The sequence below is a fragment of the Actinoplanes sp. CA-252034 genome (assembly GCF_050956125.1).
Lineage (GTDB): Bacteria > Actinomycetota > Actinomycetes > Mycobacteriales > Micromonosporaceae > Actinoplanes.
This window is the reverse complement of sequence record NZ_CP191846.1, coordinates 1946160-1963001: the sequence shown is the minus strand read 5'-3', so window position 1 is coordinate 1963001 and position 16842 is coordinate 1946160. Positions and strand designations below refer to the sequence as shown.

Here is a 16842-nt window from a genome sequence, read left to right as displayed (position 1 = left end):
GCCGGCCCCGGGACGGCGATTTCCCGCGGCGCCCTGGAACCTGGACTCGCCGTCAGGATCCCGGCTTGTACTCCGTCACGTTCCAGCACTCGGCGGCGGCCGGATCGTCCTCGACGTTGATCTTCACCTGGACCGGGTGGCCGTCGGTGGTGTCGTAGCGGGTGGCGACCGTGGCGCCGTCCTCACCGGCGGTCTCGGCCATGGCGACCAGCTCACCGAGCGTCGGCACGTCGATCTCCTCGCCCTGCTGCCCCTCGGTGACCGGGCCGAGGTCGACCTCCGCCGAGGCCGACGGCACGACGGCCACCGCGCCCACCCGCTCGGCGGCGCTCAGCACCCCGTCCTTCACGGTCGCCCGGTACTCACCGACCGGCGTGGACTCGCAGCCGCGGGTCAGCGTGAAGCTGTAGGCGGCCGGCTCGGTCCAGGGCGGCGCCGACGCGGCGACGGCCGGACTCGGGTCCTCGATCTTCGGCTTGTCGTCGCTGGACGAGGTGCAGCCGCCGACCAGCCCGACCACCATCAACGCGCACAGGGCACGCTCTACCCGCACCACGACCTCCGCTCGACGCCTCACGCGGCGCAATGTAGCGCAGTCGCGCAGCCCTCCGGCCACGGGATGCCTCCGCGGACCGCCACCCACCTCCCGGACCGCCGTGACTCCCGGACCGCCACGCCCCACGGACCCCGGCACCTCCGAACCGCGGCACCTCCCGGATCGCCGTGACTCCCGGACCGCCGTGACTCCCGGACCGCCGTGACTTCAGGAAGCGCCGCGCCTCACGAGATGTCGTCGACGAACACCGCGACCGACCGGGCAGGCACCTCGAACGGGGTGGCGGCCCGCAGCACCGGGTCGGCCGAGCCCGTCTGCTCCGGGTGTGGCCGCAACCGGTCCGGTTGCGGGATCGCCGGGCGGACCGTGCCGTCGGTGGCGTTGAACACCACGACGACGCGGGCCCAGTGGGCGTCCAGCCCGCTGCTGTCCAGGCACATCACGATCACGCCCGGTTGCTCGGCCGGGCCGCCGGGCGCGAACGACAGCCGCCGCTCCACCTCCTCGGCGGTGGGCAGCCCGAAGGCCGGCGACGACCGGCGGATCCGTAGCAACTCCCGGTACCGCTCGGCGGCCAGCTCGATCACGTCCGGCGACGGGACCATCGACGGGTCGCCGAGCAGCGGTCGTGCCCAGTCCCACTTGTCGCCGTTGTCGGCCTCCGGTGGCAGCCCCACCCCGAACCCGTTGCCGAGAGCCGGATCCCAGCGGATCTGGTTGAACCAGTCACCGGAGTTGTACGAGTTACGGTCCAGCGATTTCGACCGGAGCCGCTCGGAGCCGAGGGCCACGAACCCGGCACCCTGGCTCAGCACCACCAGCGCCAGCGCGAGGACCTGCATGCGGGCCCGGTCGATCTGGGAGATGCCGGCCGGGAGCTTGAACGCCATCGCGTCATACAGGATCTCGTTGTCGTGGGCGTCCACGTAGTTGACCGCCTCGCCCGGCTCGTGGGCGTAACCGGCGGGCGAGCCGTTGTAGCCGATCTGCGCGCCGCTGCGCTCGACCCCGTCGTGGGCCAGGAACCGGTAGGTGGCCAGCGCCCCGGACAGCCCCACCTTGACCTGGTCGTGCAGCCACAGCGGAACCGCCGCGCCGAGCCCGGTCGCGAAGCCGCGCACCGCCGGGTCGTCGCCGAAGGCCCCGCCGCCGCGGATCGCGTCGCGCAGCCGGTCGTTGAACGTGCCGATCCCGGTGCCGGCCATGTTGACCTGGGTGGCCTGCGCGAACCGCGCGTCGTAGGCCACCTCGCCGAAATTCCACCCCTCGCCGTAGAGCGCGATGTCCGGCCGGACGCGCTCGAGGGCCGCCCGCGCCTGCAGGATGTTCTCCCTCGGGTGATGGCCCATCAGGTCGAACCGGAAGCCGTCGATCCGGTAGTGGCGTGCCCACGTGACCAGCGAGTCGACCACGAGCCGGCCCATCATGGTGTGCTCGGTCGCCGTGTTGGGGCAGCAGCTCGACTCGGCGGTGCTGCCGTCGGCGAGCAGGCGGTGGTAGTAGCCGGGGACGATCCGGTCGAGGACGCTGAACCTGTCCAGCCCGTCGCCCATGGTGTGGTTGTAGACCACGTCGAGGACCACCCGCAGGCCCGCCGCGTGGAGCGCCGCGACGGCCGCGCGCAACTCCACGATCCGCGCCGCGCCGGCCGGGTCGGTGGCGTAGCTGCCCTCCGGAGTCGTCCAGTGCCACGGGTCGTAGCCCCAGTTGAAGCCGTCGGAGTCGGCCACCGCCATGACGGCCCGCTGCTGCTCCGGCGAGTCGGGCGGGAACGACGCCAGGTCGCAGAGGGGAACCGCCTGGTCGGCCCGCCGGTCGGGCACGGTGGCGAAGTCGTTGACCGGCAGCAGGTGCACGTGGGTGAGCCCGGCCTCGGCGAGCGAGCGCAGGTGGCGCATCCCGGCCGAGGTGTGGCGGGTGAACGCCAGATAGGTGCCGCGGTCCTCGGGCGGCACCGTGACGTCGGCGATCGAGAAGTCACGGACCGAGACCTCGGTGATCTGCCTCCGGGCCGGGGGCACCGGCTCCGGTGGGACGGAGTCGGCCCAGCCGGGCGGGCACAGCGCCGGGTCGGCGAGGTCGACGAGCTGGCTGTGGGTGGAGTCGGTGGCCAGGGAGACCGAATACGGGTCGGTGACGCTGGTCGTGACCACCCGCTGGGCGGCCGGCTGCCAGACCTGGACACGGAACCTGTACCACCGGTGGAGCCACTTGCGCTTGCCGGTGATCGACCAGACGCCGGTCGTGTCGTCGCGCTCCATCGGCAGGATCCGCGGCTCCTCGCCAGGCTCCCGGAAGAGCTCGAGTTCGACGGTGCGGGCGGTGGGCGCCCAGACCGACAGGCGCGGCCGCTCCGCGTCGTCGATCACCGGGCCGAGCTCGGCGTCGGCAGCGCCGGCGTAGAGGTCGTCGAGGACGCCCTGCAGCTGCACGGCGGTGACCGCCACCACCTCGCCCGCGCTGTCGCGCCCGGTGACCAGGAGCTGATCACGCAGCAGCTCACCGAGAGCCGCCTCGTCGAGCTCACGCACCGCGAACGCCCGGTAGGCGCGCAGGTGCGGGAAGCGGCGGCTCTGCGCCTGGAACAGGCCCCCGGGCCGGGGCACCAGGGGCAGCGAGCCGAGGGTGAGGCTCACGGCCCGGGAGGCGAACCACTCGGGCAGCGCGACGGTCCCCCGGTCGATGAAGACGGCGTGCGCCCGGGCCGGGTCGAGCTCGGGCCCGAGCGTCCCGACATCCGGCCGGACCGGTTGGGGGACCCCGGCGACCAGCCAGGCCTCGCGCGCCACGGTGAGGTCGAGGCGCTGGTCGTCGGGCAGGTCCTTCTCCTCGCCCCGGTGCAGCACATAGCGCAGCCCGACGGCGTCCGCCCGGACCCGCACCTCGAAGACCGCGCCGAACGCGTCGAAGCGGGTGGGCATGTGCGGTCGGTGCCATCGCGTCTTCTCGGTGACCGGCACGCCCTCCCAGCAGTGCAGGCCCCACCCCGCGTAGTCGCCGCCGGGGCGCCGGTAGTGGATCACGACGGTCTCGGCGGCGGGCACCGGCACGTCCGGCGATGTGGTCACGACTCGGCGGTCGCCGGCCGTGACCCAGATCTCACTGCCCTCACTCAGCGTGACCCACCGGTCGATCTCGACGTCTTTCGCGCCCTGCCGGCTGAGGATGAGGAAGCCGATCTCCCGTGCGTCGTCGGCGACCCGCACCCAGGCGAAGCGGCCCCACGCATCCTCACCGGCGAAGGGGACGCCGTCGGGGTAGAGCGAGTCGGCGCCGGGCGCGAGGTCACCCCAGGCGTGCAGGACCCAGTCGGCATAGTCGCCGTCGGGTCGCTGGTAGTGCACGATCAGCCATTGCGGCCGTGTCCTGGCGGCGGCCGACGCGCTCGCAATGATCTCCATCGTCGTCACCGGCACATCATCCCAGCGGGATACGACATTTTCCGGGTGTCCCGACGACGGACTGCGAGGATCGTCGCGTGGGACCCGCCTTGCAGGTTCTAGCAAGACGGACGTACGGTTTACCGAAGACGCGCAACCGAGAGTTAGGCATACCTAACCAAGAGGTCGCCCTTTCGGTGCGAAAGACTTGACTTCCAGTCGCTGGGTGTGAAGGAGATGACGGTGGCCAGCCTCGACACCTTTGGTGCGAAGAGCGAGCTGCGCGTCGGAGACGCGAGCTACGAGATTTTCACGATCGACAAGGTGAAGGGGCACGAGCGCCTGCCCTACTCCTTGAAGATCCTCCTGGAGAACCTGCTGCGCACTGAGGACGGCGCGAACATCACCGCCGACCACATCAACGCGCTCGGCAGCTGGGACAAGGACGCACAGCCGAACGTCGAGATTCAGTTCACCCCGGCACGGGTGCTGATGCAGGACTTCACCGGCGTCCCCTGCGTGGTCGACCTGGCCACCATGCGTGAGGCCGTGAAGGACCTGGGCGGCGACCCCACCAAGGTCAACCCGCTGTCGCCGGCTGAGATGGTCATCGACCACTCGGTCATCGCCGACCTGTTCGGCCGGGCGGACGCCTTCCAGCGCAACGTGGACCTGGAGTATCAGCGCAACCGCGAGCGCTACCAGTTCCTGCGCTGGGGCCAGACCGCGTTCAACGAGTTCAAGGTCGTCCCGCCGGGCACCGGCATCGTGCACCAGGTCAACATCGAGTATCTGGCCCGCACGATCATGGAGCGCAACGGCCAGGCCTACCCGGACACCGTGGTCGGCACCGACTCGCACACCACCATGGTCAACGGCCTGGGCGTGCTGGGCTGGGGCGTCGGCGGCATCGAGGCCGAGGCCGCCATGCTGGGCCAGCCCGTCTCCATGCTGATCCCGCGGGTCGTCGGCTTCAAGCTGTTCGGCGAGGCGCCGGCCGGCACCACCGCCACCGACCTGGTGCTCACCATCACCGAGATGCTGCGCAAGCACGGTGTGGTCAGCAAGTTCGTCGAGTTCTACGGCCCCGGCGTGAGCGCCGTCCCGCTGGCCAACCGCGCGACCATCGGCAACATGTCGCCGGAGTACGGTTCGACCGCCGCGATGTTCCCGATCGACGAGCAGACGATCGAGTACCTGAAGCTCACCGGCCGCTCCGCGCAGCAGGTCGCGCTGGTCGAGGCGTATGCGAAGCGCCAGGGCCTCTGGCTCGACCCCGCCGCCGAGCCGGACTTCAGCGAGAAGCTGGAGCTCGACCTCTCGACGATCGTCCCGTCGCTGGCCGGCCCGAAGCGCCCGCAGGACCGCGTCCCGCTGAACACCGCCAAGCCGATGTGGCGCGACGCCCTCAAGAACTACGTTCAGCCCCAGGGCCACGCCGACGAGGCCAGCGCCGAGTCGTTCCCGGCCAGCGACTCGCCGGCCAACGGCGTCGAGGACCCGGCCGACAAGCCGCACATCTTCAGCGCGGCGAACGGCGCGAACGGCCGCCCCTCGAACCCCATCCGGGTCAAGGGTGAGGACGGCGTGGAGTATGAGCTGGACCACGGTGCGGTCGTCATCGCCGCCATCACGTCCTGTACGAACACGTCCAACCCGCAGGTCATGATCGGTGCGGCGCTGCTCGCGAAGAAGGCCGTCGAGCGCGGCCTGACCCGCAAGCCGTGGGTCAAGACCACGCTGGCCCCGGGCTCGAAGGTCGTCTCCGACTACTACGAGCGGTCCGGCCTCACGCCGTACCTGGACAAGATCGGTTTCAACCTGGTCGGCTACGGCTGCACCACCTGCATCGGCAACTCGGGCCCGCTGCCCGAGGAGGTCTCGGCCGCCATCAACGAGAACGACCTGACCGCGGTCAGCGTCCTCTCCGGCAACCGCAACTTCGAGGGCCGGATCAACCCGGACGTCAAGATGAACTACCTGGCATCCCCGCCGCTGGTCGTGGCGTACGCGCTGGCCGGTTCGATGGACATCGACATCACCACCGAGCCGCTCGGCACCGGGTCGGACGGCGAGCCGGTCTACCTGCACGAGATCTGGCCGTCGGCCAAGGAGATCGACGACACCATCGCGCAGGCGATCGGTGCCGAGGGCTTCAGCGCCGCCTACCAGGACGTCTTCGCCGGTGACGAGCAGTGGCAGTCACTGCCGACGCCGACCGGCAAGACGTTCGAGTGGTCCGAGGACTCCACCTACGTCCGCAAGCCCCCGTACTTCGAGGGCATGCAGGCCGACCCGAGCCCGGTGACCGACATCACCGGCGCCCGCGTGCTGGCCAAGCTGGGCGACTCGGTCACCACCGACCACATCTCCCCGGCCAGCTCGATCAAGCCGGACTCGCCCGCCGGTAAGTACCTCGCCGAGCACGGCGTCCCGCGCGCCGAGTTCAACAGCTACGGCTCGCGCCGCGGCAACCACGAGGTCATGATCCGTGGCACGTTCGCCAACATCCGTCTGCGCAACCAGCTGCTGACCGATGTCGAGGGTGGCTTCACGCTCAACCACCTGACCGGCGAGCAGACGACCATCTACGACGCCTCGGTCGCCTACCAGGAGGCCGGCATCCCGCTGGTCATCCTCGCCGGCAAGGAGTATGGCTCGGGCTCGTCCCGCGACTGGGCGGCCAAGGGCACCATGCTCCTCGGCGTCCGCGCGGTCATCGCCGAGAGCTACGAGCGCATCCACCGGTCGAACCTGATCGGCATGGGCGTGCTCCCGCTCCAGTTCCCGCAGGGCGAGAATGCCGCGTCGCTCGGCCTCACCGGCACGGAGACCTTCTCCTTCGCCGGCGTCACCGCGCTCAACGACGGCACCACGCCGCGCACGGTCAAGGTCACCACGGACACCGGCGTCGAATTCGACGCCGTCGTCCGCATCGACACGCCCGGCGAGGCCGACTACTACCGCAACGGCGGCATCCTGCAGTACGTGCTGCGCAAGATGCTTCGCAGCTGATATTGCCTGGTCAAGGCCCGCTTTCCGGTTCCGGGAGGCGGGCTTTCCCATAGGGGTACGGTCCACGCGCCCCCACTTCACGCAAGAGGCGCTCCCCCGTACCGCATCAAGGTTGGAAGCCGGTCTCGTCCGCCTCGGTGATCTCGCGCAGCACCCGGGCCGGGACGCCGGCCGCGATCACCCCGGCCGGGATCGGCTTGGTGACCACGCTGCCGGAGGCGACGATCGCCCCGTCGCCGATGCTCACGCCCGGGTTGATGGTGACGCCGCCGCCGATCCACACGTCGTCCCCGATCGTCACCGGTTTGGCGTAGCAGGCCCCGGCCGCGCGCTCGACCGCGTCGATGGCGTGGTTGGACGTGTAGATCCCGACCCGCGGCCCGAACAGCACGTGGTCGCCGATGGTGATCCCGCCGCCGTCGAGCATCACGCAGTCGAAGTTGGCGTAGAACGCGTCCCCGATGCTGATGTTGAAGCCGAACTCACACCGGAACGTCGGCTCGAAGTGACAACCCTCACCCACCGACTTCAGCAGCCGCCGCAGGATCGCCTCCCGCCCGGCCTGCGGCTGACCGAAGCTCCGGTTGTACTCGTCGGTCAGCAGCACGGTCCGTTCCCGCGCCTGCACCAGCTCCGTGGTGAGGTCGTTGTACATCCGGCCGGAGAGAATGTGCTCTCTCTGAGCGTCAAGCGTCACCGGCCGACCCTATCCCCGTTAGGGTCGATCGATGCCCACACCCGATCAGATGGTCGTCGCCGCGGCCCAGGCAGCGCTGCGCCCGCTCGGCCTGCGCCGCCAGAACCGCACCCGCACGTGGGTCGAGGATCGCGGCTGGTGGCTGCTCCTCGTCGTCCTCGAACGGACCCGCGGCGGCGACACGCGGCTGGCGGTCGCCGCGAAGTTCCTGTGGGGCCCGATGCGAGAGCTCACCTACGACCTGGGCGGCCCCGTCTACTGGCGGGAGGACACCGGTGACTTCGCCACCGAGCGGTCCCAGGACGGTCACGTGTGGGTGCAGAGCATCCGGCACGTGCGCGACGACCAGTTCGCCACCGATCTCGAGCAGCTCACCGGCATCGCCCGGCGGCGTGTCGAGCAGTTACGGCAGGAGATCGCCACGCCGGCCGACGTGGCGCGGGTGCTGTCGGCCCCGCAGAGCCGGATAAACGCCACGTCGTGGTGGAACGCCTTCCACGCCGGCGCGGCGGCCGGCCTGAGCGGAGACGTCGCGCTGGCGCGCAAGCACTTCGACCGGATCCGCCCGGACCGCCTGGCCGTGGGGTGGGAACACGACCTGGGCCGGCGGGCCGCGGCGCTGGGCGCCCTCGCCGACGACCCGCCGGCGCTGTTCCACCGGCTCCGGGAGGACATCGCGGAGATGCGGTCCGGCCTCGGGCTGCCGGACGCACCACGCGGTGTGCCACCGGAGCCGGTGTGGTGAATAGGCTTCGGTCATGGATGACAAGACAGTGCTCGGCCGGATCAACGACCTGGTCGACGAGGAGCACCGGCTCCGCCGCCAGCTGAGCGAGGGCGAGATCTCGTCCGACGAGGAGCACGCCCGTCTCAAGGACCTGGAGGAGTCGCTCGACCAGTGCTGGGACCTGCTGCGCCGCCGCCGGGCGGCCCGTGACGCCGGCCACGATCCGGACGGCGAGAAGGCCCACAGCACCGCCGAGGTGGAGGGCTACATTCAGTGAGGTGAGCCGGGGCCACGCGGCCCCGGCTCCGGCCCGTCAGCGGAGAGTCGCCGGTCAGCGCAACCCCGCCTCGAAGTGCAGGCGCTCGATCAGCTCGTCATCGTCGATGGTCAGGCCCCGCGACCGGAACCAGCTCGCCACGTTGCGCACGTCACGGGCGATGAACTCGCCCCCGCGCGGATTGGCGATGACGTCGACGATCTGCGGCAGATCGATCATGACGAGCCGTCCGTCGTGCACCATCGTGTTGTACGGCGACAGGTCACCGTGCGCGACCTGCGCCCGGGCCAGCACCGACAGCGCGTCGGTCATCTGCCGCCACAGGTCGGCCAGCTGATCGGGGTCGACCCGGACCTGGGCGAGCCGTGGCGCCGCCTCCCCCGTCTCCCAGTCGCCGATGAACTCCATCATCAGCTCGGTGCCGATCAACTGCACCGGGTAGGGGACGCAGACCAGGCCGCTCTCCTGCCCGATCTCCCACAGCCGGCCGAGCGCGCCGAACTCGGCCGCCGACCACTGCCCGGAGATCATCTCCTTGCCGAAGGCGGTGCGGTTGCTCATCGCCCGCATCTCCCGGGACCGGCGGACCCGGCGCCCCTCGAGATAGCCGGCGTCGCGGTGGAACATCCGGTGGTCGCCGTCGCGATAGCGCTTGGCGGCCAACATGCTGATCTTGTCGGTGCCCGGAACGGCCCGGCGCACCAGGAACACATCGGCTTCCTTGCCGGTCTTGAGCATGCCCAGCTCGGTGTCGACCGCGCCGTACTCGGTGCGGACCCAGTCGGGGCGAGGCTCGGGGCCGTGCAGAGCGCCGTCCCACGTGGACCAGCGGTCGCCCTCCTCGGGCAGATCCGGGTCCTCTTTCAGGGCCGGCTCGATCCGGCCGCGCTTTACGAAAGTGGGGTCGTCGTCGTCGAACTTGCGGCGCTTGCCGCGCATGGTGGTGGAGCTGTGAGAGTCGTGCTCGCGCACTGGAGGTTCTCCTCGGAGAAAGAAGTTTTCGGGGAAGCGAGGACAGCAGGCATCACAACGACAGCCATCTGGTCCACCCCCTTCTCTCTCGTCGGGCTGATCGCCCGGGGACTTCAGTGCGCGGTCGACTCTCGCGGATCACCCGCACGAGCGCAACCCATTTAATTCAGCGTGCCGCCCTGTGGGGTGCCGCCCCTCAGCGTGTCGCCCTTCAGCGTGCCGCCATGATCGCGGACAGGCCTTGGATCACGTTGCCCACCGCGTGGGTCGGCGCGAACCGGTTGTCCACCCACTCCCGCCCGCGATGTAGCCACACGCTGGGCAGACCCAGCGCCGCGGCCCCGCCGATGTCGGCCTCCGGGCTGTCGCCGACCACCCAGGCCCCGGCCAGCCGCATCCGCACCCGCTGGGCGGCCACCGCGAAGATCCGCGGATTGGGCTTGCTGACGCCGCACTCCTCGGAGATCACCCAGTCGGCGACATAACGGTCCAGTCCGGTCCGCCGGATCCGGGCGTCCTGCTGCTCGGCCGCCCCGTTCGTGACCACCACCGGCACCAGCCCCGCGTCACCGGCGATCTCCAGAGCGCAACCGACCATCGGGTCGAGGCGTTCGTAGGTGAGCGGCCCGCCGTTCAGCTCGTCGACCAGATCGATCGACGGAATCCGCAGCCGATAGCGGTCACGGATCAGATCCGCCAGGTCCCAACGGGAGGTCAGACCGTCCGCGTCGACCCCGACCAGCCACTCCAGGTCGTCCTGTGGCGCCGAGATCTCGTCCAGGAACCCCTTGGCCCACAGCCGGAACGCACCGCTGCGATCGAGCAGGGTGTCGTCCAGAGCGAGGAAGACTAGAGGCACGCGGGCACTTTACGTGAGCACACCCGGAACCAACCAGTCCAGGACTGTTAACAAAACACTGAGAGCATGACGCAATTCGCATCATCCGATCGTGGGACACCCGGCTCTAGTAAGCCGTACGTACGGATTGCAAGAAAGTCCTGGCCCATGACACGATCACCGGTGTGCCCAGGGTGAGTCAGGACCAGCTCGATGCTCGACGCCACGAGATCCTCAGCGCGTCCCGCACGTGTTTCGCGCGATTCGGATACAACGGCGCGACGGTCCACCGGCTCGAAGAGGCCACCGGCATGTCCCGGGGCGCTATTTTTCACCATTTCCGGGACAAGGAACATCTCTTCCTCGCCGTCGCCGAGGACGACGCCACCACGATGGCCGAGACCGTCGCCCGCAACGGGCTCGTCCAGGTGATGCGTGACCTGCTCGACCGCGCCGGCAACAGCGAGGGCGACACGGCCGGCTGGCTCGGCACCCAACTCGAGGTGGCGCACCGGCGGCGTACCGATCCGGGTTTCGCCAAACGGTGGGCCCAGCGCTCGGCCGCCATCGCCGACGCCACCCGCGAGCGCCTCCAGCGCCAGCGGGACGCCGGTGTGCTCCGCGAGGACGTGCCGGTCGAGGTCCTCACCCAGTTCCTCGAGCTGGCGTACGACGGACTCGTCCTCCACCTGGCCACCGGCCGCCCCGCCGGCGAGCTCGCCGCCGTCCTCGACGTGGTCGAGGACGCCGTCCGCCGCCACTGACGGTCCCCGCTTGATCACCGGCGAGCGCATCACCGTTAAAGGCGACGACCCTCGCCTGACCCACCCGGCTCCCGTCGGCAGGAGGGGTCAGTGGGCGGGAGCGCGGTCGATGAAACCGAGCACCCGCGCGATACGGCCGTCGGCGTCTCGTTCGGCCACGTCGAAGCCGACGACCAGCGGCTCCTCGCCGGGCCGGCCCAGATGCCAGGTGAAACGGGCCTGGTCGTGGTGGGCGTCGACCGGCCCGCCGGAGCTGAACACCAGTCCCGCGAACTGCTGCTGTGCCGCGCCGATCACCGCGTCCAGGGCCTCCCGCCCTTCGACAGCGGCGAACGGGTCGACGTACAAGATGGTCTCGGAGAATGTCTCGCCGATCGCGGCCCGCCGGGCCACCGGGTCGGTCTCGTTCCAGATCGCGAGGTACCTCTCGATCACGCTGCCGAAATCGCTCATCTCTTCGTCCTCTCATCGCCGTCCGGTCTGACGGGACCGAGCCTGCCCGCGGCGGGGTAGCGCCGTCGATTACCTCGCCGGTAATGGCGCAGCGCCGGGCGGCTGCCTACGCTCGGCGGACATGAGTGACGTGGGCAGGATGCTGCGCGGCTGGCGGGACACCCGGCGGATGAGCCAGCTCGATCTCTCCGGCCGGTCCGGGGTGTCGACCCGGCATCTGTCGTTCATGGAGACCGGCCGGTCCCGCCCGACGCGCGGGATGCTGCTGCGTCTGGCCGAGGAGCTGGACGTGCCGCTGCGGGCCCGTAACGAGCTGCTGCTGGCCGGTGGCTTCGCCCCCGCGTACTCCGAGTCCCAGCTGGACGGCCCGCCGCTGGCCGACGTGCTCGGCGCGCTGCGCAACGTGCTGGCAGGGCACTCACCGAATCCGGCCGTGCTGGTGGACCGGCACTGGACGATGATCGACAGCAACGACGGGGTGGCCCGGTTCACCGCCGGGTGCGCCCCGGAACTGCTCGCCCCGCCGGTCAACGTCCTGCGCCTGGCGCTGCACCCGGCCGGCATGGCGCCCCGGATCGGCAACCTCGCCGAGTGGCGTACCCACATCCTGCACCGCCTGGACCGGCAGGCCGCGGCGACCGGCGACCCTGTGCTGCACGACCTGCGTGCCGAGCTGGCCGGTTACCCGGGTGGCGAGGTCACGGCCCACCCGGACGGCCTGGTCGTCCCGCTGCGCTTCGAGGACCTCGACTTCTTCAGCGTCACGACCGTGCTCGGCACCCCCCGTGACGTGACCCTGTCCGAACTCGCCATCGAGGCCTTCCTGCCCGCCACCGCGGCCACGGCAGCGGCGCTACGACGGGAGGTGGCAGGATCGGGGCATGGACCTTGGGCTCGCTGATCGTGTCTACATTCTCACCGGGGCCTCCCGTGGTCTCGGGTTCGCCACCGCGCAGGCGCTCGTCGGCGACGGTGCGAGGGTGGTCGTCTCCTCGCGTGACGGCGACCGGGTCACCGAGGCGGTGGCCGCGCTGGGCGGTCCGGAGCACGCTCTCGGGGTGACCGCCGACCTGTCCGATCCGAGCACCCCGCGCGAGCTGGTGCACGCCGCGCAGGAGCGGTTCGGCCGGCTCGACGGCGCGCTGATCTCGGTGGGCGGCCCGACGCCGGGCACCGCGGCGAGCATGAGCGACGACCAGTGGACGAGCGCTTTCGAGACGGTGTTCCTGGGCTCGGTGCGCGCGGCCCGGACATTCGCGTCGGCACTGCCCGAGGGTGGCGCGATCGGCCTGGTGCTGTCCACGTCGGTGAAGACGCCGCTGGCCGGCCTCGGTCTCTCCAACGGCTTCCGCCCGGGCCTGGCGATGGTGGCGAAGGACATGGCCGACGAGTTCGGGCCGCGCGGCATCCGGGTCGTGAGCGTGCTGCCCGGCCGTTTCATGACCGACCGGAGCCGTGAGCTCTTCGAGGCGTCCGCCGATCCGATCGCCGCAGCGGAGGCGGTGGCCTCCGGAATCCCGCTGCGCCGCATCGGTGAGCCGACCGAGTTCGGCCGCGCGGCGGCTTTCCTGCTGTCGCCCGCCGCGAGCTACATCACAGGCGTGGCCGTCGCCGTCGACGGCGGCGCCCTCCGCACACTGTGACCCACCCGTCGCCACCGGCCGGGCCTGCCACGGGCCCGGTCCCGGTCCCGGTCCCGCAGACCGGCTACCCACCCACCGCCGGACCTGCCACAGACCCGTTCCCGCAGACCGACTACCCACCCACCGCCGGGCCCACCACCAACCCCAGCGCCAGCCGGCAGGCCGACGATCCACGCACCACCAAGCCCACCCCACAAACCGGCGGCTCGCCAACTGCCAGGGCCACCAACAACCGCACGCGAGAGATGGACGGCTTGCCGGACGAAGGCAGGGACAAGGACGGCGAGCTCCAGGCGGACGAGACGCGAGCCACTGCACGGCCTGACGAGGGCCGGGACGCGGTTGGACGCCCGCCCTCGGAGGGCCCCGCAGCCGAAAACCGGCGCAGGCCGGGGAAGCTCGGATCCCGGCGGCCCAGCGCCGACGAACTGACGGCCGCCGCCGACCGTGTCATCTCGGACGTGACCGGCCCGGATCTGGTGGTGCTGTTCTCCGGCATCAACCCGAGCCTCTACTCGGCGGCGACCGGCCACCATTTCGCCCGCCCGGGAAACCGCTTCTGGCCGGCGCTGCACGGCGCGGGTTTCACCGACCGACTGCTCCACCCGTCCGAGCAGGATCTGCTGCCGGCTCTCGGGCTGGGCATCACCAACGTCGTGGAACGGGCCACCGCTCGCGCCGACGAGCTCTCCCCGGAGGAGTTCGTCGCCGGCGGCGCCCGGCTCACCGAACGGGTCGGCCGCCTGCGCCCGCGCTACCTCGCGGTGCTGGGCGTGACCGCCTACCGCGCCGCTTTCGGACGTCCGAAGGCCCGCCTGGGACCGCAGGACGATCGGATCGCGGGCGTCCCGGTCTGGGTGCTGCCCAACCCGAGCGGTTTGAACGCCCACTTCCAACTCCCGGCATTGATCACCGAGTTCGCCGCCCTCCGATCCGCCGCCATCAAGCCCGCCACCCCCTGATCCGCCCGCCTCGTTCACCACCGGCGAACGAACGACAGCCGGCCCGCAAGCAGGGAAAGCCAGCCCGGCGAACGAATGACAGCCGCCCCGGCGGACAAACGACAGCCGGCCCGCGAACAAGGAAAGCCAGCCCCGCGAACGACAGCCGCCCCGGCGGACAAACGAAAGGCCCAACCGCGGACGGAGGGAAAGCCGCTTCGGCCGTCACAGGGCTCGAGGTTGGTCATCCCCCGAAATTGACCGCATGGCGTCACGCACTCGCTGGTCACCGGTTAGACACCGTCGGTCGGGTGAGGCGCGCCACAAACCATGCAGGCCGCCCATCCGCCCGCACCCTCAGTCGGGTGAGGCGTCACAAACCATGCGGCCGAGGCCGGCCATCCGCCCGCACCGTCGGTCGGGTGAGGCGCCACACACCATGCGGCCGAGGCCGGCCGTCCGCGTGCACAGTGGGCAGTCGGCTACGCCGGGCCCCGATCGCGGTCGTCGCCCGGCCGGGGTGGCAGGACACGCTGCTCGTGGACCGCCGTCTCGCGCCGGAACCGGTCGGCCGACGGGTGCCACGCCTCGTCGATGGGGCCCATCACGCCGCCGCCGATCCCTTTGCGCCGGGCCCACACCGCGAAGCGCATCAGCAGCAGGCAGATCACTGCGAGGACGGCGAACGTCGCCAGGTATGCCATCAGATCACCGCTTCCGTGAACTGGGTGCGATACAGCGAGGCGTAAAGCCCGCCCGCTGTGACCAGCTCCTCGTGCCGGCCGCGCTCGACGATCCGCCCCTCCTCCAGGACCAGGATCTGGTCGGCCTCCCGGATCGTGGAGAGCCGGTGCGCGATGACCAGCGCGGTCCGCCCGCGCAGCGCCTCGGCCAGGGCCCGCTGGACGGCCGCCTCGGACTCGCTGTCGAGGTGGGCGGTGGCCTCGTCGAGGATCACGATCGACGGTTGCTTGAGCAGCAGCCGGGCGATGGCGAGGCGCTGTTTCTCACCGCCGGAGAAGCGGTAGCCACGCTCGCCGACCACGGTGTCGAGGCCGTCGGGCAGCGCTCGGACCAGGGCAGCGATGCGGGCGCCGGTCAGAGCCTCCCACATCTGCTCCTCGGTCGCGCCCGGTCGTGCATACCGCAGGTTCTCGGCGATGGTCTCGTGGAAGAGATGTGAGTCCTGGGTGACCACGCCGACCGTGTCCCGCAGCGACTCCAGGGTGGCGTCACGGACGTCGACCCCGCCGATCAGCACCGAACCGCCGGTCACGTCGTAGACCCGGGACACCAGCATCGACGTGGTCGACTTCCCGGCGCCGGACGGCCCGACGAGCGCCACCATCTGCCCCGGCTCGACGGTGAAGTCGAGGCCGGTGAGCACCTCCGCCTGCTCGGTCCGGTCGAGGGAGGTGACGTCCTCCAGGGAGGCCAGCGACACCTGGTCGGCACTCGGGTAGCGGAACCGCACGTCGCGGAACTCGATGCGGCCCGCACCGGCCGGGACCGGCACCGCGCCGGGTCTCTCGGCGATGCCCGGCTCCAGGTCGAGCACCTCGAAGACCCGGTCGAACGAGACCAGGGCGCTCATCACGTCGACCCGCACGTTGCTGAGCGCGGTGAGCGGGCCGTAGAGCCGGGTCAGCAGCAGGGCGAGGGTGACGACGGTGCCGGCCGAGACGTTGCCCCGGACCGCCAGCCAACCGCCCAGACCGTACGTCAGAGCCTGCGCGAGCGAGGCGACCAGGAGCATCGCGACGAAGAACGTCCGTGAGTACATCGCCTGCTGGACGCCGATGTCGCGAACGCGGGCGGCGCGCTCGCCGAATCGGGCCGCCTCGGTGTCGGGCCGCCCGAAGAGCTTGACCAGCAGGGCCCCGGAGACGTTGAACCGCTCGGTCATCGTCGCGTTCATCTTGGCGTCCAGGTCGTACGACTCGCGGGTGATCTCGGCGAGCCGCTTGCCCACGCGGCGGGCGGGCACGATGAACACCGGCAGGAGCAGCAGTGACAGGGCGGTGATCTGCCAGGACAGGGTGAACATCACGCCGGCCGTGAGCACGAGCTGGATGACGTTGCTGACCACCCCGGAGAGCGTCGACGTGAACGCCCGCTGCGCGCCGACGACGTCGTTGTTGAGCCGGCTGACCAGGGCGCCGGTCTGGGTGCGCGCGAAGAACTGGAGCGGCATCCGCTGCACGTGATCGAACACGCGGGTCCGCAGGTCGAGGATGATGCCCTCGCCGATGCGCGCTGAATACCACCGCTGGGCGAGCGACAGCAGCGCGTCGGCGACCGCCAGGGCGCCGATGATCAGCGCGAGCCGGATCACCGTCGCGGCGGCGCCGGCTCCTCCGGCGGTGATCGCGTTGATCACGTGGCCGGCGAGAAGTGGGGTGGCGACCCCGATGCCGGCGGCCAGCATCACGGTCAGCAGGAAGACCGTGATGTCACGCCGGTACGGCACGGCGAACCGCATGATCCGCCGGGCGGTGCCCTTGCGGACCTGATGCCGACTGACCCGATCCGCGTTCTGGATCGAGCGCAGCATGCTCCAGCTCGTGGACATGTCACCT

Annotated in this window: 15 protein-coding genes; 7 read left to right on the top strand and 8 right to left on the bottom strand. The window is 70.8% G+C overall.

The genetic code is table 11. From position 1 onward, the window contains the following. Positions 1-52: 52 nt before the first annotated feature. Together ACQPZW_RS09080 and pulA are read right to left on the bottom strand one after the other, a co-directional pair. Positions 53-577 (bottom strand): hypothetical protein, encoded by a 525-nt coding sequence (locus ACQPZW_RS09080; RefSeq protein WP_433794376.1) that lies wholly within the window; start codon positions 575-577, stop codon positions 53-55. Positions 578-780: 203 nt separating this feature from the next. Continuing rightward, positions 781-3966 (bottom strand): pullulanase-type alpha-1,6-glucosidase, encoded by a 3186-nt coding sequence (gene pulA / locus ACQPZW_RS09075; protein ID WP_433794375.1) that lies wholly within the window; start codon positions 3964-3966, stop codon positions 781-783. 198 nt (positions 3967-4164) lie between these two features. Here pulA and acnA point away from each other — a divergent pair, with 198 nt between their 5' ends. Then, positions 4165-6951, top strand: a complete 2787-nt coding sequence (acnA, locus tag ACQPZW_RS09070) for an aconitate hydratase AcnA (RefSeq protein ID WP_433794374.1) — start codon at positions 4165-4167, stop codon at positions 6949-6951. Positions 6952-7057: 106 nt separating this feature from the next. Here the strand turns inward: acnA and ACQPZW_RS09065 are convergent, their stop codons facing one another. Beyond that, on the bottom strand, positions 7058-7648 hold the full coding sequence (locus tag ACQPZW_RS09065) for a sugar O-acetyltransferase (protein WP_433794373.1): 591 nt from the start codon (positions 7646-7648) through the stop codon (positions 7058-7060). A gap of 31 nt (positions 7649-7679) precedes the next feature. Here ACQPZW_RS09065 and ACQPZW_RS09060 point away from each other — a divergent pair, with 31 nt between their 5' ends. Next, complete coding sequence (locus tag ACQPZW_RS09060; protein ID WP_433794372.1) at positions 7680-8393, top strand: hypothetical protein; 714 nt, start codon at positions 7680-7682, stop codon at positions 8391-8393. A gap of 13 nt (positions 8394-8406) precedes the next feature. Then, entirely contained in the window at positions 8407-8652 is a 246-nt protein-coding gene (locus ACQPZW_RS09055; RefSeq protein WP_433794371.1) for a DUF2630 family protein, read from the top strand. 54 nt (positions 8653-8706) lie between these two features. On the opposite strand, the gene ACQPZW_RS09050 is transcribed toward ACQPZW_RS09055, so the two are convergent. Then, positions 8707-9624, bottom strand: coding sequence for a serine protein kinase RIO (locus ACQPZW_RS09050; protein ID WP_433794370.1), 918 nt, complete (start codon positions 9622-9624; stop codon positions 8707-8709). 211 nt (positions 9625-9835) lie between these two features. After that, positions 9836-10483: an HAD family hydrolase gene (locus ACQPZW_RS09045; RefSeq protein WP_433794369.1), complete on the bottom strand. Its 648-nt coding sequence runs from the start codon at positions 10481-10483 to the stop codon at positions 9836-9838. 164 nt (positions 10484-10647) lie between these two features. Between ACQPZW_RS09045 and ACQPZW_RS09040 the strand changes: the two genes are divergently transcribed. Then, the gene (locus ACQPZW_RS09040) at positions 10648-11226 is read left to right on the top strand and encodes a TetR/AcrR family transcriptional regulator (RefSeq protein WP_433794368.1); all 579 of its coding nucleotides are present in this window, start codon (positions 10648-10650) and stop codon (positions 11224-11226) included. A gap of 87 nt (positions 11227-11313) precedes the next feature. On the opposite strand, the gene ACQPZW_RS09035 is transcribed toward ACQPZW_RS09040, so the two are convergent. Then, a complete protein-coding gene (locus ACQPZW_RS09035) occupies positions 11314-11679 on the bottom strand; it encodes a nuclear transport factor 2 family protein (RefSeq protein ID WP_433794367.1) in 366 nt (121 codons plus the stop codon). A gap of 121 nt (positions 11680-11800) precedes the next feature. Between ACQPZW_RS09035 and ACQPZW_RS09030 the strand changes: the two genes are divergently transcribed. From ACQPZW_RS09030 to mug, 3 genes are all read left to right on the top strand, one after another. After that, positions 11801-12580, top strand: a complete 780-nt coding sequence (locus tag ACQPZW_RS09030) for a helix-turn-helix domain-containing protein (RefSeq protein ID WP_433794366.1) — start codon at positions 11801-11803, stop codon at positions 12578-12580. Next, positions 12561-13322, top strand: a complete 762-nt coding sequence (locus tag ACQPZW_RS09025; protein WP_433794365.1) for an SDR family oxidoreductase — start codon at positions 12561-12563, stop codon at positions 13320-13322. The genes ACQPZW_RS09030 and ACQPZW_RS09025 overlap by 20 nt, the downstream gene beginning before the upstream one ends. Positions 13323-13783: 461 nt before the next feature. Further along, entirely contained in the window at positions 13784-14284 is a 501-nt protein-coding gene (gene mug, locus ACQPZW_RS09020; protein WP_433794364.1) for a G/U mismatch-specific DNA glycosylase, read from the top strand. Positions 14285-14745: 461 nt separating this feature from the next. Here the strand turns inward: mug and ACQPZW_RS09015 are convergent, their stop codons facing one another. Next, entirely contained in the window at positions 14746-14967 is a 222-nt protein-coding gene (locus tag ACQPZW_RS09015) for a hypothetical protein (protein ID WP_433794363.1), read from the bottom strand. Further along, positions 14967-16835 (bottom strand): ABC transporter ATP-binding protein, encoded by a 1869-nt coding sequence (locus ACQPZW_RS09010; protein ID WP_433794362.1) that lies wholly within the window; start codon positions 16833-16835, stop codon positions 14967-14969. Before ACQPZW_RS09010 ends, ACQPZW_RS09015 begins: the two co-directional genes overlap by 1 nt. Positions 16836-16842 lie beyond the last annotated feature (7 nt).

What these genes read in the sequence shown, in the direction of transcription:
- ACQPZW_RS09060 (WP_433794372.1), top strand. Translation starts at nt 7,680, where the DNA reads ATGCCCACACCCGATCAGATGGTCGTCGCCGCGGCCCAGGCAGCGCTG.
- ACQPZW_RS09055 (WP_433794371.1), top strand. Translation starts at nt 8,407, where the DNA reads ATGGATGACAAGACAGTGCTCGGCCGGATCAACGACCTGGTCGACGAG.
- ACQPZW_RS09035 (WP_433794367.1), bottom strand. Translation starts at nt 11,679, where the DNA reads ATGAGCGATTTCGGCAGCGTGATCGAGAGGTACCTCGCGATCTGGAAC.
- ACQPZW_RS09030 (WP_433794366.1), top strand. Translation starts at nt 11,801, where the DNA reads ATGAGTGACGTGGGCAGGATGCTGCGCGGCTGGCGGGACACCCGGCGG.
- ACQPZW_RS09025 (WP_433794365.1), top strand. Translation starts at nt 12,561, where the DNA reads ATGGACCTTGGGCTCGCTGATCGTGTCTACATTCTCACCGGGGCCTCC.
- ACQPZW_RS09015 (WP_433794363.1), bottom strand. Translation starts at nt 14,967, where the DNA reads ATGGCATACCTGGCGACGTTCGCCGTCCTCGCAGTGATCTGCCTGCTG.
- ACQPZW_RS09010 (WP_433794362.1), bottom strand. Translation starts at nt 16,835, where the DNA reads ATGTCCACGAGCTGGAGCATGCTGCGCTCGATCCAGAACGCGGATCGG.